We start from the raw sequence: 23,323 nt of genomic DNA on the forward strand, positions 1-23,323 counted from the left end.
ACAGCGCGTGGTCCGTCCCGTGGTCGCACCTCGTGGCTACGATCGGCGGGTGAGCGCCAAGCCCGTCGTCGTCGAAGCGCCCAGTCCGTCGAGCCCGTCGGGCGTGCGGGAGGTCCGCGTCTCGAGCCCCGACCGGGTGCTGTGGCCCGCGGTGGGGATGGCCGACGGGCAGCCGGTCACGAAGCTCGACATGGCGCACTACCTCGTCGCCGTCGCCGACCCGATGCTCCGGGCGCTCGGCGACCGGCCGGTGACCCTCCAGCGCTTCCCGGAGGGCATCGAGGGCGAGGAGTTCTTCTCCAAGAACCCGCCCAAGGGCGTGCCCGAGGGCACGCGCACCGTCATGTGCACCTATCCGTCCGGCCGCAAGCACCCGCAGCTCGTCATCGACGAGATCGCCGACGCCGTGTGGGCCGCGCAGATGAACACCATCACCTTCCACCCGTGGCCGGTCCGCACGGGCGATGTCGACAAGCCCGACGAGCTGCGGATCGACCTCGACCCGCAGCCGGGGCGCGGCTTCAAGGACGCCGTCGAGGCGGCGGTCGCGCTGCGGGAGGTGATGGCCGAGATCGGGCTCACCGCGTGGGCCAAGACGTCGGGCAACCGGGGCGTCCACGTCTACGCACGGGTCGCGCCGACCCACGAGTTCCTCGACGTGCGCCACGGCGTCATCGGCATCGCGCGCGAGCTCGAGCGCCGGCTCCCCGACCTCGTCACCACCTCGTGGTGGAAGGAGGAGCGCGGCGAGAAGATCTTCGTCGACTTCAACCAGGCGTGCCGCGACCGCACCATCGCCTCGGCCTACTCGCCCCGGCCGCTCCCCGGCGCGCCGGTCTCGACGCCGGTCACCTGGGACGAGCTCGGGTCCGTCGACCCGAGGGAGCTGACGGTGCGCACCGTGCCGCAGCTCGTCGCCGACCGCGGCGACGCCTGGCGCGGCATCGACGACGAGGTCGGCGACGTCGCAGCCGCGATCGCCCTCTGGGACCAGGACGTCAGCGAGCGTGGCCTCGGCGAGCTGAACTTCCCGCCGGACTACCCCAAGATGCCGGGTGAGCCGCCGCGCGTGCAGCCCAGCAAGCGGCGTCAGGACAAGGCCGACACGGAGTACATGGCTCCCAAGGCGGAGCGCGACGCCGACCTGCGCACGACGTGGGGTATGCCGGTCGTCCCTCCGGTGTCCCCGATGCTCGCCAAGCCGGTCAAGGACTTCACGGCCGTCAAGGTCGACGTGCTCTACGAGCCGAAGTGGGACGGCTTCCGGTCGATCATCTTCCGCTCCGGAGACCTCGTCGAGATCGGGTCGCGCAACGAGAAGCCGATGACGCGCTACTTCCCCGACGTCGTCGAGGCCGTGCTCGCGAACTTCCCCGACAGGTGCGTCATCGACGGCGAGATCATCCTCGTGTCACCGGAGTCGGGTGACCGTCTCGACTTCGACCTGCTCCAGCAGCGCATCCACCCGGCGGCCTCACGCGTCAAGAAGCTCGCCGCCGAGACACCGGCGTCGTTCGTCGCCTTCGACCTGCTCGCGCTCGGGGAGGAGTCCTACCTCGACAAGCCGTTCGCCGAGCGCCGGGCCGCGCTCGAGAAGGCCCTCGCCACGACCGAGGCCCCGATCCACCTGACGGCGGCGACCGCTGACCGCGAGGTCGCCAAGGGCTGGTTCACCCAGTTCGAGGGCGCCGGGCTCGACGGGGTCATCGCCAAGCCCGTCGACGTCGCCTACGAGCCGGACAAGCGCCTCATGTTCAAGATCAAGCACGAGCGCACGGCCGACTGCGTCGTGGCCGGCTACCGCGTGCACAAGAGCGGACCCGACGCCATCGGCTCGCTCCTGCTCGGGCTCTACGGAGAGGACGGACAGCTCGCCTCGGTCGGCGTCATCGGCGCCTTCCCCATGGCTCGCCGCAAGGAGCTCTTCGAGGAGCTCCAGCCGCTCGTCGCCGAGTGGGGCGAGCACCCCTGGAACTGGGCGGCTCCCGCGGAGGACACCGGCGGCGTACGCACTCCCCGGTCGTCGGAGTACTCCCGCTGGAACAACCAGAAGGACCTCTCGTTCGTGCCGCTCCGGCCCGAGCGGGTCGTCGAGGTGCGCTACGACCACATGGAGGGCACGCGCTTCCGGCACACGGCGCAGTTCGTCCGGTGGCGCGAGGACCGCACCCCCGAGTCGTGCACCTTCGACCAGCTCGACGAGCCCGTCAGCTACGACCTCGCCGACGTCCTCTCCGCCGGATCCGACTGAGCGCCAGCGCGCGTTCGACCGGTTGGTGCCGTATCAGTGACGGGGCTGCCGGGGACGGCGGTCGTGGTGGCGGTCGGCGGCCTCGCGCAGCTGGGAGACGACCTTGGCCTCCGCGTCTTTGAGCGCGGCCTTGGTGTCGGTCAGGTGTGAGACCCCGATGACGGTCGGCAGGCCGCTGACGCAGACCTCGACGGAGGTGTGCATGCCCGGCTGCCCGCGGTCCTTGACCCGGAGCCCGATGTGGACCATCGACGGGTCGAAGCGCTCCAGCTGGGTGAACAGCTGGCTCAGCGCGTGCTCGATGAAGGGGAGGTCGTCCGCGTGGTAGCCGTCCTCGAGACGGACCCGATCCATGAAGAGGCTGGACGTGCTCATTGCCGAGCTCCTTTGCCGCGTGGGCGTCGGTGTCGACGTCCACCTCGAGTCTATCGAGCCGCCTTGGCCTGCAACCGTTCCAGACCTATGAGGGTGGTCACGGCCCTTTCTGGAGGACGATGGCGAGATGGACCTCACGCCTGACCTCAGATCGTTGATCACCGGCTTCCGCACGTCGGCGGCAGTCAGTGCAGCCGCCGAGCTGGGGCTCAGTGACGAGCTCGCCTCCGGGCCGTTGTCCCTGACGCAGCTCGCCCGACGCGTGGGCGCCGACGAGGACACCCTCGGCCGCCTCATGCGGGTGCTCGTCGCACTCGAGCTGTATGCCGTGTCGGCCGAGGGCGCTTACGCCGCAACGCCGCTCGGAGCCGGCTTGCGTGCCGACGTCACTGGTTCGCTGCGGCCTCTGGCGCGCACGCTCCAGGACCCGGCGACGTGGGCGGCCTGGGGGCGCCTCACCGACAGCGTGCGGACCGGCGACAACGCGTTCGAGGCCCTGCACGGCGAGGACGTCTGGACCTACCGGGCCTCCCACGCGGAGGCGAACGCGATCTTCAACGACAACATGACGGCCCTGACGTCGAGGGTGGCTGCGGCGGTGGCTCGCGCGTACGACTTCGGCGGGCTGACCTCGGTCGTCGACGTCGGCGGTGGACACGGGGTCCTGCTCGAGGCCGTCCTGGCCCGGCACGAGCACCTGCGCGGCACGGTGTTCGACCTGCCCCAGGCCATACCAACCGGGCCGTCCTCGACCGTGAGCGAGTCCGTCGCGTCCCGATGGTCGGTCGCGGCGGGCAGCTTCTTCGAGGCAGTCCCATCCGCCGATGCGTACCTGCTGAAGAAGGTGCTGCACGACTGGTCCGACGAGAGGTGCGTCGAGATCCTGCGCACGTGCCGTCGCTCGCTCGAACCGGGCGGAGTGGTGCTCGTCGTCGAGCTCGTGCTCGACCGGCCGGGCCACGAGCTCGAGTCCGCCCTGTCCGACCTCAACATGCTCGTGCTGCCGGGTGGGCGCGAGCGCACGGCGGCGCAGTTCGACGCGTTGTTCGTCGCCGCCGGCTTCGGGCCCGCACGCCTGGTGGAGACCGACGCCGACGTCGTGATCCTCGAGGCACGCGCGACGCCAGCGGCCGCCACGGGCTGAGGCCCTTAGGCCTCGACCACGACCCGTCCGAGGGCGGCTCAGAGCAGGTCGGTGAGCTCGGTCCGCGCGGCCTCGCGCACGGCCGTGAGGGCGTCGACGGCGGTGCGCGCACCCCGGGCCGCGGCCGCGAGGGCCTGGCACTCGGCCACCGAGTGGAGCGACAGGGCCAGCCGCACGACGGGCACCTTGCTCGGTGCCATCGACAGCGACGAGACCCCGAGGCCGACGAGGACGAGGGCGAGCAGCGGGTCGCCGGCCGACTCGCCGCAGACCCCGATGGGACGGCCGGCACGGGCAGCCCCCTCGCACGCGAGTCCGACGACGTCGAGGACGCCCGGCTGCCACGGGTCGAGCAGGTCGGACAGCGCGCCCTGCATGCGGTCGGCGGCCATCGTGTACTGCGCGAGGTCGTTGGTGCCGAGCGAGCCGAAGTCGACCTCGCCGAGCACGTCGTGGGCCCGCAGTGCGGCCCCGGGCACCTCGATCATGACGCCGGCCTTGGGCAGGCCGTTCTCGCGGACGCGCCGCGCGAACCACGCCGCCTCCTCCGCCGTGGCGACCATCGGGGCCATGACGCGCACGTCGGCCCCGGTCTCGCGGGCGGCGACGGCGAGCGCCTCGAGCTGGGCGTCGAGCAGGTCAGGGCGCTCGGCCGAGAGCCGCAGACCGCGGCGGCCGAGGGCGGGGTTCTCCTCCGGGCCGAGGTCGGCGAACTTGAGCGGCTTGTCGGCGCCGGCGTCGAGGGTGCGTACGACGACGCGTCGGCCCTCGAACGGCGCGAAGACGCCGCGGTAGATCTCGGTCTGCTCCTCGACCGTCGGGGCCTGGGTCGCCGAGAGGTAGACGAACTCGGTGCGGAAGAGCCCGACCCCCTCGAGGTCCTGGGCGCCGGCCGCGACGGCGTCCTCGACGCCGCCGATGTTCGCGAGCAGCGCGACCTCGGCGCCGTCGGACGTGCGACCAGGACCGGAGAGGTGCGACAACGCCTCTGCCCGGCGCGCAGCCCGCTCCCGCTGGGCCGTGACGAGCTCCATGTCGGGGTCGATCGTCACCTCGCCGGTGTCGCCGTCGAGCGCGACGGGCGTGCCCGGGGCGATCTGGGTGGCCCCGGCGAGCTGGACGACCGCAGGGATCCCCATCTGCGCGGCGAGGATCGCCGTGTGGCTCGTCCGGCCGCCGGCCTCGGTGATGATCCCGACGACGAGCCGCCGGTCGAGCGTGGCCGTCTCGGCGGGCGCGAGGTCCTCGGCGACGATGACGCTCGGCTCGGTGAAGGAGGGTACGCCGGGGGCCGGGACCCCGAGCACCGCTGCGACCGCGCGTGACCCGACGTCCCGCAGGTCGGCGACCCGCTCGGCGAAGTAGCCGCCGAGCGCCTCGAACTGGGCGGCATACGTCTCGACGGCGTTCTCGATGGAGTGCGCCCGCCCGTGCCCGGCCGCGAGCTCCTTGGCTGCGGCCTTGACGAGGCCCTTGTCGCGGGCGATGAGGGCCGTCGCCTTGAGGATCTGCTGGGCCGTGTCGTCGACCCGGGTCGCCCGCTCCTCGAGCGAGACGGCGACCGACTCGAAGGCCGCGCGTACGTCGGCGAGCGCTGCCTCCTCGTCGTCGACCGCGGTCTCGTCGGCCGGCGGCCGGACCGGCGGTGCGACCTGCACCACCGGCCCGTACGCCGTGCCCGGGCTGACACCGATGCCGTGCCTGGTCTCCGAAGAGGGCTCCGAAGAGGGCTCCGAATGGGTCTCCGACTCGGCCATCCTCGTTACTCCGCGTCGAGGTCGCGCGAGAGGAGGTCGACGAGCGAGTCCAGCGTCTCGTCGGCGCCGTCGCCCTCAGCCGTCAGGACGACCTCCTCGCCGTGCCTGGCCCCGAGGGCCATGACGCCGAGGATGCTCGTCGCGTCGACGGGGTCCTCGCCGGGCTTGGCGATCTCGACGTCGAGCCCGGACGCGCTCGCGGCCTCGACGAAGAGGGCGGCCGGACGGGCGTGGAGGCCCACCGAGGAGGCGATGGTGACGGTGCGGGTTGCCATGGACGTGCTCCTTCTATGGATTCAGAGTGGTCGTGCTGTCGATGTGGATCAGACGGCGATCGAGCTCACGCCCTGATCAGACCGTAGCGCTCGCCTCGACCTCTGCAAGGTGGGTGTCACGCGACTTGAGGGCGACGACGATCGACGCCATGACGAGGACGCCGATCACCAGCGCCAGCAGGAAGAGCAGGAAGTTGCCGATGAGCGGCAGCACCCAGATGCCTCCGTGCGGGGCTCGCAGCGTCGACCCGAAGACCATGACCAGCGCTCCCGTGATCGCCGAGCCGACGACCGAGCCGGCGATGACGCGGATCGGGTCGACGGCGGCGAAGGGGATCGCGCCCTCGGAGATGAATGACGCTCCCAGCAACCAGGCCGCCTTGCCGTTCTCGAGCTCCGGCTCCGAGAAGAGCTTCGGACGCACCGTCGTGGCGAGCGCCATCGCGAGCGGGGCGACCATGCCGGCCGCCATGACGGCCGCCATGATCTTCAGCTGCGGCGCGTCGGTGGCGGCACCTGCGGCGGCGAGACCGGTCGTGGCGAACGCGTAGGCGACCTTGTTGACGGGCCCACCGAGGTCGAAGCCCATCATCGCGCCGAGGATGACGCCCAGGATGATCGCGCTCGCGCCCGACATGCCCGTCAACCACGTGTTGAGCGCGTCGGTCAGGCCCTTGATCGGGCGGCCGAGCACGGTGATGAAGAGTCCGATCGTGATGAAGGACGACAGGAGCGGGATGACGACGACGGGCATGATGCCTCGCACGCCCTTGGCGACGTTCCAGTTCGAGACCCACCGGGCGACGAGACCGCCGAGCACACCGGTGACGAGGCCACCGATGAATCCGGCACCCATCGTCGAGGCCACGGCGCCACCGACGATGCCCGGGACCAGACCGGGCCGGTCGGCGATGGCGAAGGCGATGAAGCCCGAGAGGATCGGCACGAGGAAGCCGAAGGCCGCGTTGCCGATGACGAAGAGCAGGGCAGCCCAGGACGTCAGGCTCAACGCGCTGAAGGTCTGCGCGATGTTGTACTGGTCGGTCGAGGTGAGGTTGTACTTCACGATCTCGATCGGGCCCTGCTCACCGATCGCGACCTGGGCGAGCATGAACGACAGGGCGATGAGGATGCCGCCGGCCGCGACGAACGGGATCATGTAGGAGACACCGGTCATCAGCCACTGGCGGATCATCGTGCCCGTGCTCGAGCCGCTCTCGACCTTCGAGACGAGCCCGCCGGACGGACCTGCAGCGGCTGCGGCGGCGACGGCGGCCTCGCGCTTGCTCGGGTCGGCGTCCCACTCCGTGACGAGCTGCTCGGCCTGGGAGACGAGGGCCGGGCCGTCGGAGATGCCCTTCTTGACGCCCACGTCGACGAGCGGTTTTCCGGCGAAGCGGCCGGCGTCCTTGACCGGCAGGTCATGGGCGAAGATCACGGCGTCGGCGGCGGCGATCTCGGCCGCGCTGAGCGGCTTGGAGCCCGCCGAGCCCTGTGTCTCGACCTTCATCGTGTGGCCGGCGGCCTTGGCGGCGTTCTCGAGGCCCTCGGCCGCCATGTACGTGTGGGCGATGCCGGTCGGGCACGAGGTGACCCCGACGAGGGTGAGCGCGCGCTTGGCCGCCGGCGCTGCGGCGCCGGTCGTGTCGGTGCGGGCAGCACCGGCACCGGCACCGGCTCCGGCGGCCGCGGCCGCCATGACGGGCTGGTCGAGCTCGACCTCGGCACTGACGATGCGGACGACCTCGGCCTCGGTCGTCGCGGCTGCGAGCGCGGCCTTGAAGTCCTTCTTCATGAGGGCGCGGGCGAGCCTGGGCAGCATCTGCATGTGCGCGTCGCCGCCGGCCTCCGGCGCGGCGATGAGGAACACGAGCGTCGCAGGACCGTCCTTGGCGCCCCAGTCGATGCCGTCCGTGCGGCCGAAGACGAGCGACGGCTCGGTGATGGCGGCGCTGCGCGCGTGGGGGATGCCGATGCCGCCGGGAAGCCCGGTCGCCATCGTCTCCTCGCGCTTGCGCACGTCGCTGAGGAAGGTGTCGAGGTCGGTGCACCTGCCGGACGCGACGAGGCGCTCGCCGAGCATCCGGGTCGCCTCGTGGCGGTCGGCACCGGTGAGGTCGAGGACGACCTGGTCTTCGGTGATGAGGGACATGCGTTTTCCTTTCGGAGGATGAGGCGATCAGGTGTTCGGCATCAGTGGTCGTGCCGTGTCAGGAGAGGACACGGCCGAAGTCGGGCTCGCGGGTCAGCTCGGCGCGTATGCCGTCGAGGTCCTCGGGTTTGGGCACCCGGCTTCCGGGGAGGGTGACCGCCGCGGCACCCCACGTCACGCCCGTCAGGAGCGCGCCGGCCGGGTCCTGACCGGTCGACAGGCCGTGGAGCATGCCGGCCAGCATGCAGTCGCCGGCGCCCACGGTGGACAGGGGTGCCGTGATCGACGCGTGGCCGTGGGCGCAGTCGTCGGCCGTCACGAGCAGGGCCCCGTCACCGCCGAGGCTGACGGCCACGACGTCGATGCCACCGGCGACGAGCTCGCGGGCCGCGTCGCGGACGTGGCCCAGGGTGGGCAGCTCGTGGTCGACGAGCTCGGCGAGCTCCTCGTGGTTGGGCTTGATGAGGTGCGGCTTCGCGGCCACGGCGGCTGCGAACGGTGCGCCTGACGAGTCGATGGCGATCCGCCCGCCGCGCTCGCGCACGCGCCTGACGAGGCCGGCGTAGAGGTCGGTCGAGGCGCCGGGCGGGAGGCTGCCGCAGCCGACGACCCACTGCGCGCCGGTGGCGCGATCGAGGGTCGTGGCCAACAGCGCTTCCACCTCGGCGGCGGACAGGTCGGGGCCGGGCTCGTTGAGCTTCGTCGTCGTGCCGTCCGGCTCGAGGACGCTGATGTTCATCCGGACCGAACCACCGACCGGCACGGACGCGTAGGCGACGCCGGCGCTGTCGAGCAGCTGCTCGAGCAGGTGACCCTCGGGCCCGCCGCTCGGGATGACCGCGACGGTCGAGCTGCCCTGGGCGGCGAGGACGCGGGAGACGTTCACGCCCTTGCCACCCGGGTCGATGCGGCTGCTCGTGGCGCGGTGAACCTCGCCGGGACGGAGCACGTCGATGAGGACGGCCCGGTCGATGCTCGGGTTGGGCGTGAACGTGACGATCATGCGGTCACCACTTCCGGTCCGGCCGCTCGGATCTCGGCGGCGACGTCGTCGTCGAGGTCGGTGTCGCTGATGACGACGTCGACGTCGGCGAGCTGGGCAAATCGGTGGAGGTGGTCGTCGCCGGCCTTGCTCGAGTCGGCGAGGACCACGCACTTGCGGGCGGCGGTGACCATGGCGCGCTTGACGAGGGCCTCGGACTGGTCGGGCGTCGTGAGGCCCCGGACGACGGACAGGCCGTTGGTGCCGATGACGGCGACGTCGACGACGACGTCGGCGAGGGCGCCGGTGGCCCAGTCGCCGACGGCGGCGCCGGTCGTGCCGCGGACGCGTCCACCGAGGAGGTAGAGCGTGATGCCGGGATGGGTGGAGAGGACCGTCGCCGCGGCGAGGCTGTTGGTGAGGACCGTGAGGTCGAGGTCGGGCGGGAGCATCTCGGCAACGGCCAGGGTGGTCGAGCCGCCGTCGAGGATGATGCTGCCGCCGCTGGGCAGCTCGTCGAGCGCACGGGCCGCGATGCGACGCTTGACGTCGGCGAGGCGGCCGGACCGGGTGGCCAAGGTCGGCTCGACCTCGAGGCGCTCGACGGGGATCGCGCCACCGTGGACCCGGCGCAGGGAGCCGCGGCGTTCGAGGGCGGTGAGGTCGCGGCGCACGGTCTCGGCGGCGACGCCCAGCGAGTCGGCGAGGGCGGTGACCTCGACCCGGCCGGCGCGACGCGCCTCAGCGATGATCCGCTGCTGCCGCTCCGCTGCGTACATCGGACTCCTTCGTCCTGTGTGGTCCCATCGTGCCCTCTGGGGCTCGTCCCCCAAGGAAACCACCGGTGCGGCGTGAAGTAAATAGATTCGGGCACCCGTTTCTGTGGTTTCCACTCGGCGATGTCGGCGAACCGGGCAATGCGGGCACCCGGCTCGACGCCCGAGCCACGTCGTGGGCAGACGCTCCCCTACGACGCGGCGGACGGCATACGCTGCCGCTCGACGGCCAGTCACCGAGCAGATCGAGGACGATCCATGCAGAGCAGCACGTTCACGCTGACCACTCGCGACGGCACCGACGTCTTCGTCAACCGGTGGCTCCCCGACGGTGCCGCGCGGGCGATCGTCCAGATCGCGCACGGCCTCGCCGAGCACTCGAGCCGCTACGCCCGCTTCGCGCAGCGCCTCACCGATCACGGCTACGCCGTCTACGGCTCCGACCACCGCGGGCACGGCAAGACGTCCAGCCCACGCGGCTCCTTCGCCGAGCGCGACGGGTGGCAGACGGTCATCGACGACCTGCACGCCGTCACCGCCAAGGCCCGCGAGGAGCAGCCGGGCCTGCCCGTCGTGCTCGTCGGCCACAGCATGGGCTCGTTCATCTCGAGGGGGTATGCCGCCCAGTACGGTCCCGAGCTCGCCGGCCTCGTGCTGACGGGCACCGCCGGGGGCGCAGGGGCCATCGGCAAGGTCGGCGTCTTCCTCGCCTCGACCCAGGCCCGGCTCCGCGGGCACGAGCACATGAGCGGCCTGATGAACACGCTGAGCTTCGGGCAGTACAACTCGGCGTTCAAGCCGACCCGCACCGACTTCGACTGGCTCTCGCGCGACCCGGCCGAGGTCGACAAGTACGTCAACGACCCCGACTGCGGATTCGTCTTCAGCGCAGGCGGATTCGCCGACCTGCTGCGTGGGCTCGAGTCGGTCAACACCGACCGCGTCGCCTCGCGCATCCCCAAGGACCTACCGGTCCACCTCGCCTCGGGCGACCAGGACCCGGTCGGCGCCAACGGCAAGGGCGTCCAGCGCGTGGCCGACCAGCTGCGACAGCTCGGCGTCCAGGACGTCACGGTGACGCTGTGGCCGCAGGCCCGCCACGAGATCCTCAACGAGACGAACCGCGACGAGGTCGAGACCGAGATCGTCGACTGGATCGACGCGCACCTCGCCGCGCAGGGCTGACCCACACCGCACCCGCACCGCACGCGCACGGCAGCGCCCACTCGGCCACGAACGTCGAGGGGGCGCTGCCGTGCCGGTGGTCAGCCGCCGCGGGGCACGTCCGAGCGCGGGCCGACCGGCCCGGTCGCCGGCGAGAGGCGGCGTGTGCCCGCGAGCGTCTGGAGGCTGCGCGTGTAGGTCGGCACGATCGTCGGGACCACGCGCGGGTCGGGCTGGGCGCTCGTCGGCACCGGGGTGTGGTGGTAGTCGGCCTGCACGCGCTCGGGCGTCACGTCGATGACGACGTAGCCATGGCTGACGCCGTCGATGTAGCGCAGCCACGGGTTGAGCTGCTGCGCCGCACCGATGGCCTGCCGGGTCACGGCGACGACGACCTCGGGTGGCTGGCCGGCGAGCTGCGGCGTGCCGCCGAGCACCTCGAAGAAGCCGTCGCTCGTCACCGACGGGCAGACGAACTCGACCCCCGCAGAGGCGTATGCCGTCTGGCCGGGTGACGAGGTGACGGGCAGGTCGCACGAGAACGACGCGTGGATGTCGCCGGTCAGCACGACCGCGTCGCCGGCGGCCGGGGGCTGCGCGGCGAGGTGGTCGAGCAGGCTCCTGCGGTCGGCGGTGTAGCCGTCCCACTGGTCGGCGTTGACGAAGGTCAGACCGGGGGCGCCGAGCGCGGCACCGGGGTAGAGGACCGGCGCGACCATGACCTGGTTGCCGAGCAGGTGCCACTGGCGACCCTGCTCGGCGAGGCCGTCCTTGAGCCAGCTCAGCTGCTCCGGTTCGGGCAGGTGCCGGGCCGGCGAGGCGATGGCGCCGTCGATCGCCGGGCTGACCCCGATCGGGACGAACCCGTCGAACGGCACGTTCGGCACGGTCACCTGGGCGCTGCGGTTCTGCCTCGTCTCGAGGATCGACAGGTCGCCGAGGGCGCCGAACGTGAACCGCTTGAAGAAGCGCGTGCCCCGGTGCGGGACGGACTGGTCGGGCATCCGGAACGGCATCCACTCGAGGTAGGCCTGCATGGCCTGGGCGCGGCGCGCGAGGTAGTCGCCCTCCCCGGCCTGGTGGTTCTGGGCGCCGCCGGCCCACGCGTTGTTGGCGACCTCGTGGTCGTCGAAGATCGTGATCCACGGCAGCTTCTGGTGCGCGGCCTGCGCGTCGGGGTCGGCCTTGTGCAGCGCGTGCCGGAGCCGGTAGCCGGTCAGGTCGATGGTCTCGGTGGGCGGCTGGCTGTCGCGGACGCCGACGAGCGCGGCAGGGCCGTAGCGGTCGGCGCCGTTGCCGTACTCGTAGATGTAGTCACCGACGTGGAGCACGAAGTCGAGGTCGTCGCGGGCGGCGATGGCGCGGTAGGCCGTGAAGAAGCCGCCCGTGTAGTTGCTGCAGCTGACGAGCGCCATCCGGAGCGCATGGGTCTCCCCCGCGATGTCGGCGGCCGTCTGGGTGCGCCCGACGTCGCTGAACTCGCCGAGCGACTGGAAGCGGTAGAAGTAGCGCGTGTAGGGGTCGAGCCCGGTGACGTCGACCTTGACCGTGTGGTCGCTGTCGGGCGAGGTCATGACGGTGCCGTGGGCGGCGATCCGCGTGAAGCGCTGGTCGCGGGCGACCTGCCAGCGCACCGGGATCGACCGGCCGAGGCCGCTGCCCGGGGTGGCGACGGGCTGCCCGGGTCGGGCCGGTGGGGTGGCCCGGGTCCAGATGATGACGGAGTCGGCGGTGGGGTCGCCGCTGGCGATCCCGTAGCCGAAGATGCCCCGACTCGCCGGCGCCGCAGCGGCGGCCGGGTCGAAGACGCGGGGGACGGCGAGGGCGGCGGTGGCCGCGGCCACACCCTTGAGGAGGGTGCGCCGGTCGAGGGACGACGTTGTCATGGTCGGAGGCTATGCCGAGCCGGTGACCGGCAGGGGTGTAGGCGTCGACCAGCGTTGGGCGACCGCGTGACCACCCCGGGTCGCGAGGTCGCCCTACGTCACTGCCCCACTTAACGGAGCAGTGACGTAGGTGGCTGGGTCGCTCGGGCCCCGCCCGCTACGTCAGTGCTCCCCGGGCGGGGCAGTGACGTAGGGAGCTGGGTCGCTCGGGCACCGCCCGTTACGTCAGTGCTCCCCCGGGCGGAGCAGTGACGTAGGAGGCTGGGTCGCTCGGGCACCGCCCGCTACGTCAGTGCTCCTCTGGACGGGGCAGTGACGTAGGGAGCTGGGTCGCTCGGGCACCGCCCCCTACGTCAGTGCTCCCCGTGACGGAGCAGTGACGTAGGGCTCGGCGGGCGGCATGCGGCCTTGACGGTCCCGGGGATCGTGGGGTGACGCGGCGGGCGCGGGGACGTAGCGTCGGCACATGAGCACCTACCTGCGGGTCCGGTCATGACCCGCCCTGTCCGCGTCATCGTCGGCGTCCTCGTGCTGCTCGTCGGGGCGCTGTGGACGCTGCAGGGTCTCGGCTACGTCGGCGGGAGCGCCATGTCGGGCAACACGCTCTGGGCCGTCATCGGACCGATCGTCGCCGTCGCGGGTCTCGGACTCGCACTGTCGCGACCTCGCCGCCGCCCCTGACCGAGGCGGCAGGAGCGCTGCGGCGAGGTCAGCGGTCAGCTGACCCGGGTCGGGCCGGTCGGGCGGACGGCGTCGTCGGCCACCGGCGGCGCGAGCGTCGGGGGTGGCGGCGGTCCCGGCAGTCCCAGGGGCACCTCGGCACCACCCTCGTCGAGCTGGAACGGCGGGTAGACGTCTGTCATGAGCGCGGCGTAGGCGATGACGCGGTAGACCCACCGGTTGAGGCCGGCGACGAGGTCGAAGAGCGCTCGCGGGTAGTGGCCGGCGAAGAGGAGCGACAGTCCCGCGACGAGGACGAGCAGTCCGAGCAGGCCTCCGCTCAGGATGTTGAGGCGACCGTTCCCGTCGGCGTCCCTCGCCCAGGTCCACGCCCACGAGCCGCCACCGACGAGCAGGCCGACGATGAGGTAGTGCGGGATCGCGAGCAGCCACCACTTGACGAGGACGAGGCCCCGCGAGAGCCGGTCCGGGTAGGCGATGTCGAGCCGCGCGGGATAGTCGGGCTCGTCGTCGAGGCTGAACGGCGGGTAGCGGTCGGTGCCCAGGCCGCCGCTGCTCGCGTAGTAGGACACGCGCCAGGTCCACCGGAGCACCCCGAGGTTGAAGTCGAAGAGTCCGCGGGGGTAGCGCCCGGTGACGAGGATCGCGAAGAACGCGAAGACACTGACGACCGAGAACGCGATCCACAGGAAGCCGAGCACGATGACGTGCGGTATCGCGAGGAACCACTTGACGAGCCACAGCCACCGCGAGAGCGGCTCGTCGAGGCGCGCGTCGAGCGCGACCGGACTCACGGCTCGGGGGTGCGTCGGCAGCGACGCCGGTGCGGCGACGGGGGACGCCTCGACGGTCGGGGCGGGCAGGCCGCCGTACGGCGGCGCGATGCCGCCAGGCTGGGGCGACCTGGTGCCGTTCGCGCCGCGGACGATCAGGGCCACGGCGATCCCCGTCAGGACGAGACCGATTCCGAGCATGACGAGAGCGAGGGGCAGGAGGAAGCCGGCCCGCACCCCGACGGTCGCGGCGACGGCGACCCCGGCGCTCCCGTCGGCGTTCATGATGACGGCGGCCCACTGGCCCCCGGTGACGCGCCAGGACAGCTGCTGCTGTCCGGCGCCGGTGGCCGAGGTGGTCCAGAAGGTCTGCGTCGTCGGGGCGGCTACCGTCGAGGCGCCCGGAGTCGCCCGCAGCACCGCGGCGCTCGCGCTCCCGTCGCGGGCCCGCGCGATGCCGACGACCTGCTCGTGGGCGACGCCCTGGAGGTATGCCGTGAGGTCGCCGGACGGTGCGACGCCGAGGAACACGTCCGTCCCGGACGCGAGCGGACGTGCCGTGAGCCGGAGGTCGAGGTCGAGCCGGTCGAGCACCCAGGCGGGCACGTCGGGACCGGTCTCGACGACGATGTCCTCGGCCGTGATGGCCGGCGACTGGCTCGTGAGGGCGGGGAGCGTCAGGGAGAGGTAGCCCGCGTCGTCCCGCCCCACGGCATACGTGATGGCGAGGCCGGCGCCGCCGAGGAGCAGGCCGAGCCCGGGCAGGATGAGCAGGCAGCCGATGACGAGGGCCGCGATGTGGCGCCCAGCGGGATGGAACCCACCCGCCGGGCCCGGAGGGGCCATGGGGCCAACGGGGTTGGGACTGGGGGCGGTCACGACGATCACATCCTCGGGAAGCGGCCCGTGACGAGCCGCACGATGGCCTCGACGATGCCGACGACGCTGCCGACGACGCCGATCGCGAGCAGCACGCGCGCGACGACCTCCCAGCCGGTGCCGATGACGTCGAGCGGGAAGACCTGCCACATCTGCACCAGGGCGATGAGGCCGAAGCCGATGGAGATGATGTCGCCGAAGGCCCGCGGTCGTGGCTGGTCGACGACGACGTTGACGAGGTCGGCGATGGCTCTCGCGATGATCGAGGCGTTGACCGCGCCGATGACGAGGACGGTGCGCGGGGTGAGGAACGGCACGACCTCCCAGCCGGGCCAGACGTTGATGAGCAGGAGCAGGACGAGGCTGGTGAGGAGCGACCCGGCGTAGCCCGCACGCCGGCCTCGCTGGGGTACGGGCGCACGGGGGTCGAGCTCGTGGCCGGTCCGGTGGTCGCGCGAGTCGGAAGGCAGGTGTTCGGTCGGCGTGGTCATGACGCGCTCCCGGCGAACGTGGAGCCCGCGTGGGTGCCGAGGACGTCCTGGACGTCGAGGGGCAGCGCGGTCCGGAGCGCTGCTGCGAGGCCACCGGGAACGATCTCGCGCAGCTCGTAGCGGGCCCGCACGAGGGGGGCCTGGACCGTCAGCACCCGGGTCAGGTCGATGGGTGTGCCGCTGACGACCGCCTCGCACTCACCCGCGACGACGGCCGACCGGATCGTCGCCTCGAGGTCGCGCACCTGGTCACCGCCGTAGCCCATGGCCGGCAGGACGCCCCGCGCGTTCGGGTACGTCGCGTAGGTCGCGGCGATGGACCCCACGGCATACGGGGTCGGGTCGACGATCAGGGCGGCACCGGCCGCGCGGGCGCCGACGACGCCGGCGCCGTAGGTCATCGAGCCGTGCGTCAGGGTCGGCCCGTCCTCGACGACGATGACGCGGCGGCCGCGCACGGCGGCGGGGTCGTCGACGGTGACCGGGCTGTCGGCGCGCAGGACGGTGGCCCCCGGGTTGAGCGAGCGCACCGAGGCCTCGACGGCCTCGATGTCGGCCGGCCGGGCCGAGTCGCACTTCGCGATGACGACGACGTCGGCCATCCGGACGTTGGCCTCGCCGGGGTGGTAGGCCGCCTCGTCGCCCGGCCGCAGCGGGTCGGCGAGGACGACGTGGAGGTCGGGCACGTAGAAGGGGAGGTCGTTGTTGCCGCCGTCCCAGAGGATGACGTCGGCCTCCCGCTCGGCCTCGCGGAGGATCCGCTCGTAGTCGACACCGGCGTAGACGACGACGCCCGCGTCGAGGTGCGGCTCGTACTCCTCGCGCTCCTCGATGGTGCAGTCGTGGCGGTCGAGGTCGGCGTAGGTCGCGAAGCGCTGGCACGCCTGGGCGGCGAGGTCGCCGTAGGGCATCGGGTGCCGGACCGCGACGACGCGCTGTCCGAGGTCGAGGAGCAGCCGGGCGAGGTAGCGTGTCGTCTGGCTCTTGCCGACCCCCGTGCGCACGGCGGTGACCGCGACGACCGGCTTCGTGCTGCGCAGCATCGTGCGCCGGGCGCTGTGGAGGCGGAAGTCGGCGCCGGCGGCGATGCACCGCGAGGCGAGGTGCATGACCTGCTCGTGTCGCACGTCGGAGTAGGCGAAGACGACGACGTCGACGTGCTCCCGATCGACGAGGTCGGGCAGCTCGGACTCAGGGACGATCGGAATACCTTGCGGGTAGAGGGATCCCGCGAGCTCTGGCGGATAGCGTCGTCCGTGGATGTCCGGGATCTGTGTCGCGGTGAAGGCGACGACCTCGTAGGCCGGGTCGTCGCGGAAGACGACGTTGAAGTCGTGGAAGTCCCGGCCGGCCGCGCCGAGGATGACGACGCGAGTCCGGGCTGCACGGGGAGTGTCGGTGCTGGGGCTGGTGGTGCTCATGGCCATCTCCACGGCTGGGCCACCGACGTGACCGACACACCTCACCACGGGTAGTCCTGGCTGCGGGACCCGCCTCTCCGAGTGTCCCACCGGGGCGTCGTGGCGGCGATGGTCCGAGAGCGGGATCACCCCGGTTTCGAGTCACATTCGGCCGCCACCGAAGCGGGCCGGTGACACGATCGAAGGGTGAGCGACACGGCGGCACGAACCGGGACCACGCACGAGCACGTCTCCTTGGCGCAGAGCTGGATCGCCGACAACTACAGCCCGTTACCCGTCGTCATCGCGTCTGCCGAGGGCGCCTGGATGACCGACGTCGACGGTCGCCGCTACCTCGACGCGCTGGCCGGCTACTCGGCCCTCAACTTCGGTCACCTCCACCCGACGCTCGTCGCCGCGGCCCGGTCGCAGCTCGACCGGCTGACACTGACGAGCCGCGCCTTCCACAGCGACCGGCTCGGACCCTTCTGCCGGGACCTCGCGACCCTCGCCGGCAAGGAGCTCGTGCTGCCGATGAACACCGGCGCCGAGGCCGTCGAGACGGCGATCAAGACGGCGCGACGGTGGGGCTACGAGGTCAAGGGCGTGCCGGACGGACGGGCCCGGATCGTCGTCATGGCCGGCAACTTCCACGGCCGCACGACGACGATCATCAGCTTCTCCGACGACCCGCTCGCACACGACCACTACGGCCCCTACACACCCGGCTTCGACCTGGTGCCCTTCGGGGACCTCGAGGCGCTCGAGTCCGCGATCACCGACGAGACCGTCGCCGTGCTCCTCGAGCCGATCCAGGGCGAGGGCGGCGTCATCCTCCCGCCCGACGGGTGGCTGCGCGACGTGCGCCGGCTCACCCGGGACCGGAACGTGCTCCTGGTCGCCGACGAGATCCAGTCGGGACTCGGCCGCACCGGCACGACCTTCGCCTGCGACGTCGAGGCCGTCGTGCCCGACATCTACGTCCTCGGCAAGGCGCTCGGCGGCGGCATCGTCCCGGTGTCGGCGGTCGTCGCGGACCGTGACGTGCTCGGCGTCTTCACGCCCGGCAGCCACGGGTCGACCTTCGGCGGCAACCCGCTCGGGGCTGCGGTCGGGCAGGCGGTCGTCGGGCTGCTCTCGACCGGTGAGTTCCAGCAGCGGGCGCGGCACCTCGGTGCGCTGCTCGAGGAGGGACTGCGCGACCTGCTCGGGCACGGCGTCGACGCGGTGCGCTGCCGCGGCCTCTGGGCCGGCGTCGACCTCGACCCGGGCCGCATGACCGGACGCGACGCGTCGCACCGACTTCTCGAGCAGGGCGTCCTCGTCAAGGACACGCACGGATCGACGGTGCGCATCGCTCCCCCGCTCGTCATCGGCGAGATGGAGCTCGAGATCCTCCTCGACGCCTTCCGCGCGATCCTGCGCTGAGCGGACCACCACGTAGTCAACCCCCGTGGCGCCGTGACGCGGGGATGCGCGGCCTACGCGGTGGCCGCGCGCTCGGCGCGGTCGCAGATGCCGCGGAGCATCTTCTGGCTCATGACGGACCCGCGACCGAGATCGGCTCGACGAGCAGCGGCGACCAGCGGTGGGTGTAGGCGAAGCGCTCGCGGGTGATGAGCCGCGTCGCGCGGTGCGGGTGCCGCCGCAGGACGAAAGACCACGTGAAGTCGTACGGCGCGGCGTCCGGGTCACCGGGCACGGCCGGCGCGGCGTGCAGCACGAGTGAGCGACCGGGGTCGACCGAGGCGACGGCGAGAGCGACCTGCGGGTGGAGGCGCACGAGGTCACCGACGGCGAGGTGCTGCCAGTCCGGGACGACGGTGTCGGCGCTGTGCAGTCGGCAGCCGGCGAGGTTCTCGAGCCGGTCGTAGCTGTAGAAGCCGCCGCGGTCGGCGCCGAGCTGCACGACCCACGGCCAGACGGCCTCGGGCGGCGCCTCGATGGTGATGGCGCGCGTCGCGACGAGGCCGGCGACCGGGAGGATCTCGTCGCCCGGGAGGTGCTCGCGCGTCTCCTCGGTCGTCGCACCCCAGTGCAACGCAGACCAGCGCAACGTCACCACGGACAGGACCGCGGCGCCGGCGACCAACGGTGCGACGAGGCGCCTCATGATCTTCACGGTAGTCCGGAAACCGTTGGCGCGCGGCGAGATCCGCGTCACCGTCGAGTCGGGCACCGGGGCGGCGCCGGGGTGGCGTCGACACGAAACACCCCGGAAAGTGTTGGAGCCCGGCTCGCGTTCGCGAGTCCGGGCTACCAGTGACGGTTCACGTACCACAACGGGCCAACCGTCGAAGTCTTGGTCTTCCTGGGAACGAGTGTCCCGCCCCAGGGCGACCGCGACAGAGTGACACGCCGGTGTCGGCGCAGTTCGTGGAAATGACGCAAGATGGCACAAACGGACCAGAAGTGACTAGTCCCTGAAGCCTTCTCAGCTGATCGGCGACCCCGTCGCGAGACCGGCGAGGGCGCCGTCGGGGACGACGCGGACGCAGCCCCACTCGAGGCCGAGTCGGTCCATGACGGCCTGGCTCGTGACGTGACGCAGGCGGCCGCCGTCGACGAGCCACACCGGGTCGGCGGACCGCTCGCGCAGCAGGGTCCGGTCGAGCGGCATCTGGCGCAGACCGGAGAGCGACCCCTGCGGTGTCTCGCGGACCGTGCCCCAATCGAGGCCGAGACCCTCGAAGACCTCGGGCGACGGGATCCAGAAGGCCTTGCCGCCGTAGACGACGTGGATCGGGTCGGTGCCGCGCTCGCGGACGAGCGTGCCGTTGCCGGGGTGGGTCGCGACGTGGGCCATCGACCCGGGCTTGGCCGACACGACGGCGTCCCAGCGCAGCCCGCACGCGTCGAACTCCGCGGGGGACGGCACCCAGAACTGGCCGCCACCGCGGATCACCATGATCCGCGGGTCGGTCGAGTCGTGGATGACGCGGCCGTCGGCGAGGTAGCCCGGCGCCTTGCGGGTGTAGCTCTCGACGAAGAGCCCCCGCCACGTCTTGCCGTTGCTGCCGGTGATGGCGCGCTCGGCCGGGTCGTCGACGGTGGTGAGCTTGAGCCGGACCTCCTGGCCCGGGTTGTTGTTGTCGTAGACGAGGACGTAGGTGTAGCGGCTGTCCTGCTCCCAGCCGTACGCGACGACCTGGTGGTCGTTGCCGAGCTCGGTGACCGAGCGGGCCTGGGTGAGGCCGAGCAGGACCGGCTGGCCGGAGTTGAGACGCGCCTTGAGCTTGGGCAGCTCGTCCTCGCGGGTCATCCGGGCGACGCCCTTGCCGCGCAGCCAGGTCGGGTGGTCGAGGCTCGTCGCGTACTGGACGAACGTCAGGCCGTTGTCGACGAAGGTGTCCATGAGCCGGGCGTAGATGTAGTCGGCGACGAGCGAGCCGTCCTGCGGCAGAGTGCCGTTCGTCGACATGGCGAGGCCGGCGTACCAGTAGTCCATGGCGGCGGCCGCCATGCCGCCGCAGCGGCCGCGGGTCGTGATGTCGACCCCGACGGCCGGGATCCGGAGGACGTGGTTGGTGAAGCCGTTGCTGAAGGCGAAGCCGTTCTCGGCGGGCGTGAAGCTGATGCGCATGGTCGTGTGTCTCTCCCCGAAGGTTTGTTGGTCGGGGAGAAGAGACACGGGCGCCCCTGTCGATACTGGGCACCGGTACTCATACCGGCCTCGTCAGGGCACTCCGGACAGGTCCCACGTCGTGCCGTCGGTCGTGTCGATGAGGGCGGCCCGGTCGCACCGCAGCGTCAGCGGCAGCCGGTCGGACACCGCGTCGACGACGGTCTGCAGCCGCGCGCCGGGCACCCCGGTCGTCGCCGACACGTGCGGCATCCAGTAACCGGGCTCGTAGTGGCGGTGGATCGTCGCGCCGGTGGCACGCAGCCCCTCGACCGCCCTTGCCTGTCGGCAGGCGAGAGCGACCGAGGCTGAGCCGGCGAGCGCCACGCGTCCGCGCGGGAAGACGACCGTGCCCTGCACCGAGACCTCGACCGGCCCCCCGTCGCCCAGGCCGACCACGGCGGCGCGGGCTGCCTCCTGCTCCCAGGCCAGCAGGACGGCATACGACAGGTGGGGCACGTGGTGGCCGTGGGTGTGGGTGAGCAGCGTCGGGACGCCGTCCTCCTCGAGCCGCTCCCAGAGCGCGCGGACGGCACGGTCGGACCTGCGGTCGAGCAGCAGGCAGAGCGCGAGCGCCATGGCCCATTGTGTGCACGACGCTGGGCGACCGGGGGCCGACGGGGCCCGTCGCCATGTATCACCAACCGGGCTCGACCGTCCGATCAGAAGGGGCGCCGTCGAGGCGCCCGGCACGAGGAGGGCGAGCCCGATGCCCGAGCACCTGGACCACCACGACAGCACCTCGCAGCCTCCGGGCCGGACCCGGCGGCGCCGGACCGCGATGCTCGCGCTAGCCGCGGTGACGGTGAGCCCGTTGTTGCTCACCGCGTGTTCGTCGGCACCGCCGGGGGCGACGCCGAGCCCGGCGACCGTCACGGTCACACGCACTCCAGCGCCGCCCCCGACGTCGACTCCAGCCCCGGCACCCACCTCGACCTCCACCCCGACCTCCAGCCCGGCGCCCGTGCCGGACGCGGCCGTCCCGGGTGAGCTCGCGGGCACGTGGCAGAGCCTCGACCAGGGATCGGCCGAGGTGCTCTACACCTTCCGGCCGGACGGCCGGTTCGAGCGAGCGGAGGTGCTCATGCAGTCGCGCTCGAGCGGCACCTTCGAGTTCGACATCGGCACCAAGGGCGTGGTCGACGTGACGGGCTCGACGCTGGTGCTGACCCCGCAGGGCGGCACGCAGACCCTGCACGACCCGGACTCGCCGTCCGGCAGCTACGACGGCCGGCCGCTCGACGACCTGTCGAAGGAGACGTACACGTGGTCGCGCCAGGGCGAGAACCTCGTCCTCGTGGGCACATTCGGATCAGTGAGCTACGAGCCGATGACGCAGGAGGCGCCCCGGTGAGCGTGCCCGACTCCCCGGCCGAACGTGCCGCCGGACGTCTGGACGGGTGGGCGGCGCGGATCCGCTCGAACCCGGCGCAGGTCGCCGCCTCGGTCCTTGTCGCGGCGCTGCTCGCGGGCGGCACGTGGCTGGCTGCCCAGGCGGGCGGCGACTGGCTGCAGTCGACCCGGCTCGAGACTCGCTCGATGGCGCTGACCGTCGAGGAGGTGCGTCACCTCTACCAGGACCAGGCTCCGGTCGCGCTCGACCTCGCGCTGCTCGAGGTGCGGGCCGACGCCTTCCAGGACGCGTCCGACGCGGTCACGTCGCGGGGTCTCGCCACGCCCGGCAGCCGGCTCGCGGCCGCGGAGGCGGCGACGCTGCGCAAGACCGCCGGCGAGCTCCGGGCCGGGCTGCAGCAGGCGGGCAGCTCCCTGCTGTCCGCGGACTACGAGCGAGGCGACCACGGGTATGCCGTGAGCTCGCGTCTCGCGGACGCGCTCACCCTGACGGGGGCCGACCCTCAAGGCGTCGTGGACGCCGTCGCCGACGGTGACGCGCGAGCGGCGTGGGCGTTGCGGCTCGCGGCGATGTCGGTCGTCGCCGCGGCCGCGTTCGTCGTCGTCCGCACGGCGGGCAACCGTCACCGGGCGCAGGCAGCGACGCGCCCGCACGCTCCAGGCACGCCGGACGGCGACGACGACGTCGGGCTCGTGCCCCAGCCGTGGCAGGAACGGACCCGAGCCCAGCGCCTGGCCGCAGCCGTCGCTCTCGTCGCGTGGCTGCTGCTGCCGGTCCTCACCGCGGCCCAGCTCGTGCTCTCGAGCGGCTCGGCGCGCGACGACGCCGAGTCGTCACGGCGGGCAACGACCATCACGGGCTCCCTGCTCGCGAGCCAGCTCTACAGCTCGTTCGCGCTCCGGAGCCAGCAGGAGCAGGTGCAGCTCGGGATGCTCTCTCTCGCACGTCAGTTCGTCGCCGTCGGAGACGACGTGCCGGGCCAGCCCGAGCTCGCGAAGGCCGACGCCGCCGCGGCGTCGACGTGGGCGCGGGTCGCGGGCGCGATGACGGAGCCGCCCACCGAGTCCGACGGGGTCCCGGCCGACGTCGTCGCGATGGTGACGTCCGAGCCGGCGGACTACGACCGGCTCCTCGCCGCCCAGCACGAGGCGGTCGACTCCTCGCAGCGACGCGGGGACGCGGCGAACCTCATGACCCTCGGGCTCCTCCTCGCCGCGTTCACGGCGACGGCCGCAGCGTTGGCGCGACGGCCGGGACGGGCCGGCACGACGGCGACGACGACCGCGGCGCTCATGGCGGCGACGGCCCTCGCCATCGGTGTCGTCGCGGTGGTCCGGTCGCTCGCCTGAAGACGTCGTCGG

At 72.3% G+C, this 23,323-nt stretch carries 21 protein-coding genes; 8 read left to right on the forward strand and 13 right to left on the reverse strand.

Going from position 1 to position 23,323, the window contains the following annotated elements; all coding sequences use genetic code 11:
- Positions 1–49: 49 nt before the first annotated feature.
- Positions 50–2,251 carry an ATP-dependent DNA ligase gene (locus NR112_RS22420; protein WP_308336358.1) on the forward strand — a complete coding sequence of 734 codons (2,202 nt, stop codon included), beginning with the start codon at positions 50–52 and terminating at the stop codon, positions 2,249–2,251.
- Between the two features lie 33 nt (positions 2,252–2,284).
- On the opposite strand, the gene NR112_RS05185 is transcribed toward NR112_RS22420, so the two are convergent.
- Positions 2,285–2,626 carry a hypothetical protein gene (locus tag NR112_RS05185; protein ID WP_256792924.1) on the reverse strand — a complete coding sequence of 114 codons (342 nt, stop codon included), beginning with the start codon at positions 2,624–2,626 and terminating at the stop codon, positions 2,285–2,287.
- Between the two features lie 127 nt (positions 2,627–2,753).
- Here NR112_RS05185 and NR112_RS05190 point away from each other — a divergent pair, with 127 nt between their 5' ends.
- Complete coding sequence (locus NR112_RS05190) at positions 2,754–3,770, forward strand: acetylserotonin O-methyltransferase (RefSeq protein WP_256792925.1); 1,017 nt, start codon at positions 2,754–2,756, stop codon at positions 3,768–3,770.
- A 38-nt stretch (positions 3,771–3,808) separates the two neighbouring features.
- Here the strand turns inward: NR112_RS05190 and ptsP are convergent, their stop codons facing one another.
- The 5 genes from ptsP to NR112_RS05215 all read right to left on the reverse strand — a co-directional run bounded on the left by ptsP (position 3,809) and on the right by NR112_RS05215 (position 9,715).
- Entirely contained in the window at positions 3,809–5,527 is a 1,719-nt protein-coding gene (ptsP, locus tag NR112_RS05195) for a phosphoenolpyruvate--protein phosphotransferase (protein WP_256792926.1), read from the reverse strand.
- A 5-nt stretch (positions 5,528–5,532) separates the two neighbouring features.
- Positions 5,533–5,802 (reverse strand): HPr family phosphocarrier protein, encoded by a 270-nt coding sequence (locus tag NR112_RS05200; RefSeq protein ID WP_256792927.1) that lies wholly within the window; start codon positions 5,800–5,802, stop codon positions 5,533–5,535.
- A 76-nt stretch (positions 5,803–5,878) separates the two neighbouring features.
- Positions 5,879–7,954 (reverse strand): fructose-specific PTS transporter subunit EIIC, encoded by a 2,076-nt coding sequence (locus NR112_RS05205; protein WP_256792928.1) that lies wholly within the window; start codon positions 7,952–7,954, stop codon positions 5,879–5,881.
- 58 nt (positions 7,955–8,012) lie between these two features.
- Positions 8,013–8,957, reverse strand: coding sequence for a 1-phosphofructokinase (pfkB, locus tag NR112_RS05210; protein ID WP_256792929.1), 945 nt, complete (start codon positions 8,955–8,957; stop codon positions 8,013–8,015).
- Complete coding sequence (locus NR112_RS05215; protein WP_256792930.1) at positions 8,954–9,715, reverse strand: DeoR/GlpR family DNA-binding transcription regulator; 762 nt, start codon at positions 9,713–9,715, stop codon at positions 8,954–8,956. The genes pfkB and NR112_RS05215 overlap by 4 nt, the downstream gene beginning before the upstream one ends.
- 255 nt (positions 9,716–9,970) lie before the next feature.
- On the opposite strand from NR112_RS05215, the gene NR112_RS05220 reads away from it, so the two are divergent.
- Complete coding sequence (locus NR112_RS05220; RefSeq protein WP_256792931.1) at positions 9,971–10,897, forward strand: alpha/beta hydrolase; 927 nt, start codon at positions 9,971–9,973, stop codon at positions 10,895–10,897.
- Positions 10,898–10,977: 80 nt separating this feature from the next.
- Here the strand turns inward: NR112_RS05220 and NR112_RS05225 are convergent, their stop codons facing one another.
- Positions 10,978–12,762 (reverse strand): alkaline phosphatase, encoded by a 1,785-nt coding sequence (locus NR112_RS05225; protein WP_256792932.1) that lies wholly within the window; start codon positions 12,760–12,762, stop codon positions 10,978–10,980.
- A gap of 492 nt (positions 12,763–13,254) precedes the next feature.
- Here NR112_RS05225 and NR112_RS05230 point away from each other — a divergent pair, with 492 nt between their 5' ends.
- On the forward strand, positions 13,255–13,443 hold the full coding sequence (locus NR112_RS05230) for a hypothetical protein (protein ID WP_020141819.1): 189 nt from the start codon (positions 13,255–13,257) through the stop codon (positions 13,441–13,443).
- Between the two features lie 35 nt (positions 13,444–13,478).
- Here the strand turns inward: NR112_RS05230 and NR112_RS05235 are convergent, their stop codons facing one another.
- Genes NR112_RS05235 through NR112_RS05245 form a run of 3 tightly spaced genes read right to left on the reverse strand, consistent with a single transcriptional unit; the run spans position 13,479 to position 17,007 of the window.
- Positions 13,479–15,095 carry a DUF4389 domain-containing protein gene (locus tag NR112_RS05235; protein ID WP_256792933.1) on the reverse strand — a complete coding sequence of 539 codons (1,617 nt, stop codon included), beginning with the start codon at positions 15,093–15,095 and terminating at the stop codon, positions 13,479–13,481.
- A 5-nt stretch (positions 15,096–15,100) separates the two neighbouring features.
- On the reverse strand, positions 15,101–15,586 hold the full coding sequence (locus tag NR112_RS05240; RefSeq protein WP_256792934.1) for a hypothetical protein: 486 nt from the start codon (positions 15,584–15,586) through the stop codon (positions 15,101–15,103).
- A complete protein-coding gene (locus NR112_RS05245) occupies positions 15,583–17,007 on the reverse strand; it encodes a cyclic 2,3-diphosphoglycerate synthase (protein WP_256792935.1) in 1,425 nt (474 codons plus the stop codon). The genes NR112_RS05240 and NR112_RS05245 overlap by 4 nt, the downstream gene beginning before the upstream one ends.
- 186 nt (positions 17,008–17,193) lie before the next feature.
- On the opposite strand from NR112_RS05245, the gene rocD reads away from it, so the two are divergent.
- A complete protein-coding gene (gene rocD, locus NR112_RS05250; RefSeq protein ID WP_256792936.1) occupies positions 17,194–18,414 on the forward strand; it encodes an ornithine--oxo-acid transaminase in 1,221 nt (406 codons plus the stop codon).
- Between the two features lie 109 nt (positions 18,415–18,523).
- On the opposite strand, the gene NR112_RS05255 is transcribed toward rocD, so the two are convergent.
- The 3 genes from NR112_RS05255 to NR112_RS05265 all read right to left on the reverse strand — a co-directional run bounded on the left by NR112_RS05255 (position 18,524) and on the right by NR112_RS05265 (position 21,187).
- Complete coding sequence (locus NR112_RS05255; RefSeq protein ID WP_256792937.1) at positions 18,524–19,099, reverse strand: SRPBCC family protein; 576 nt, start codon at positions 19,097–19,099, stop codon at positions 18,524–18,526.
- 321 nt (positions 19,100–19,420) lie between these two features.
- Complete coding sequence (locus tag NR112_RS05260; RefSeq protein ID WP_256792938.1) at positions 19,421–20,569, reverse strand: hypothetical protein; 1,149 nt, start codon at positions 20,567–20,569, stop codon at positions 19,421–19,423.
- Between the two features lie 93 nt (positions 20,570–20,662).
- Complete coding sequence (locus NR112_RS05265; protein ID WP_256792939.1) at positions 20,663–21,187, reverse strand: 2'-5' RNA ligase family protein; 525 nt, start codon at positions 21,185–21,187, stop codon at positions 20,663–20,665.
- A 249-nt stretch (positions 21,188–21,436) separates the two neighbouring features.
- On the opposite strand from NR112_RS05265, the gene NR112_RS05270 reads away from it, so the two are divergent.
- Genes NR112_RS05270 through NR112_RS05280 form a run of 3 tightly spaced genes read left to right on the forward strand, consistent with a single transcriptional unit; the run spans position 21,437 to position 23,311 of the window.
- A complete protein-coding gene (locus NR112_RS05270; protein ID WP_256792940.1) occupies positions 21,437–21,598 on the forward strand; it encodes a hypothetical protein in 162 nt (53 codons plus the stop codon).
- Positions 21,573–21,962: a hypothetical protein gene (locus NR112_RS05275; protein WP_256792941.1), complete on the forward strand. Its 390-nt coding sequence runs from the start codon at positions 21,573–21,575 to the stop codon at positions 21,960–21,962. Before NR112_RS05270 ends, NR112_RS05275 begins: the two co-directional genes overlap by 26 nt.
- Positions 21,959–23,311, forward strand: a complete 1,353-nt coding sequence (locus NR112_RS05280; RefSeq protein ID WP_256792942.1) for a hypothetical protein — start codon at positions 21,959–21,961, stop codon at positions 23,309–23,311. The genes NR112_RS05275 and NR112_RS05280 overlap by 4 nt, the downstream gene beginning before the upstream one ends.
- Positions 23,312–23,323: the final 12 nt, after the last annotated feature.

The organism is Terrabacter sp. Ter38, assembly GCF_024519435.1.
Classification (GTDB): domain Bacteria; phylum Actinomycetota; class Actinomycetes; order Actinomycetales; family Dermatophilaceae; genus Terrabacter.

Coding starts and splice junctions, on each gene's coding strand:
- NR112_RS05185 (WP_256792924.1), bottom strand. CDS start 2,626: ATGAGCACGTCCAGCCTCTTCATGGATCGGGTCCGTCTCGAGGACGGC.
- NR112_RS05190 (WP_256792925.1), top strand. CDS start 2,754: ATGGACCTCACGCCTGACCTCAGATCGTTGATCACCGGCTTCCGCACG.
- ptsP (WP_256792926.1), bottom strand. CDS start 5,527: ATGGCCGAGTCGGAGACCCATTCGGAGCCCTCTTCGGAGCCCTCTTCG.
- NR112_RS05200 (WP_256792927.1), bottom strand. CDS start 5,802: ATGGCAACCCGCACCGTCACCATCGCCTCCTCGGTGGGCCTCCACGCC.
- NR112_RS05205 (WP_256792928.1), bottom strand. CDS start 7,954: ATGTCCCTCATCACCGAAGACCAGGTCGTCCTCGACCTCACCGGTGCC.
- pfkB (WP_256792929.1), bottom strand. CDS start 8,957: ATGATCGTCACGTTCACGCCCAACCCGAGCATCGACCGGGCCGTCCTC.
- NR112_RS05215 (WP_256792930.1), bottom strand. CDS start 9,715: ATGTACGCAGCGGAGCGGCAGCAGCGGATCATCGCTGAGGCGCGTCGC.
- NR112_RS05220 (WP_256792931.1), top strand. CDS start 9,971: ATGCAGAGCAGCACGTTCACGCTGACCACTCGCGACGGCACCGACGTC.
- NR112_RS05225 (WP_256792932.1), bottom strand. CDS start 12,762: ATGACAACGTCGTCCCTCGACCGGCGCACCCTCCTCAAGGGTGTGGCC.
- NR112_RS05230 (WP_020141819.1), top strand. CDS start 13,255: ATGACCCGCCCTGTCCGCGTCATCGTCGGCGTCCTCGTGCTGCTCGTC.
- NR112_RS05240 (WP_256792934.1), bottom strand. CDS start 15,586: ATGACCACGCCGACCGAACACCTGCCTTCCGACTCGCGCGACCACCGG.
- NR112_RS05245 (WP_256792935.1), bottom strand. CDS start 17,007: ATGAGCACCACCAGCCCCAGCACCGACACTCCCCGTGCAGCCCGGACT.
- NR112_RS05255 (WP_256792937.1), bottom strand. CDS start 19,099: ATGAGGCGCCTCGTCGCACCGTTGGTCGCCGGCGCCGCGGTCCTGTCC.
- NR112_RS05260 (WP_256792938.1), bottom strand. CDS start 20,569: ATGCGCATCAGCTTCACGCCCGCCGAGAACGGCTTCGCCTTCAGCAAC.
- NR112_RS05265 (WP_256792939.1), bottom strand. CDS start 21,187: ATGGCGCTCGCGCTCTGCCTGCTGCTCGACCGCAGGTCCGACCGTGCC.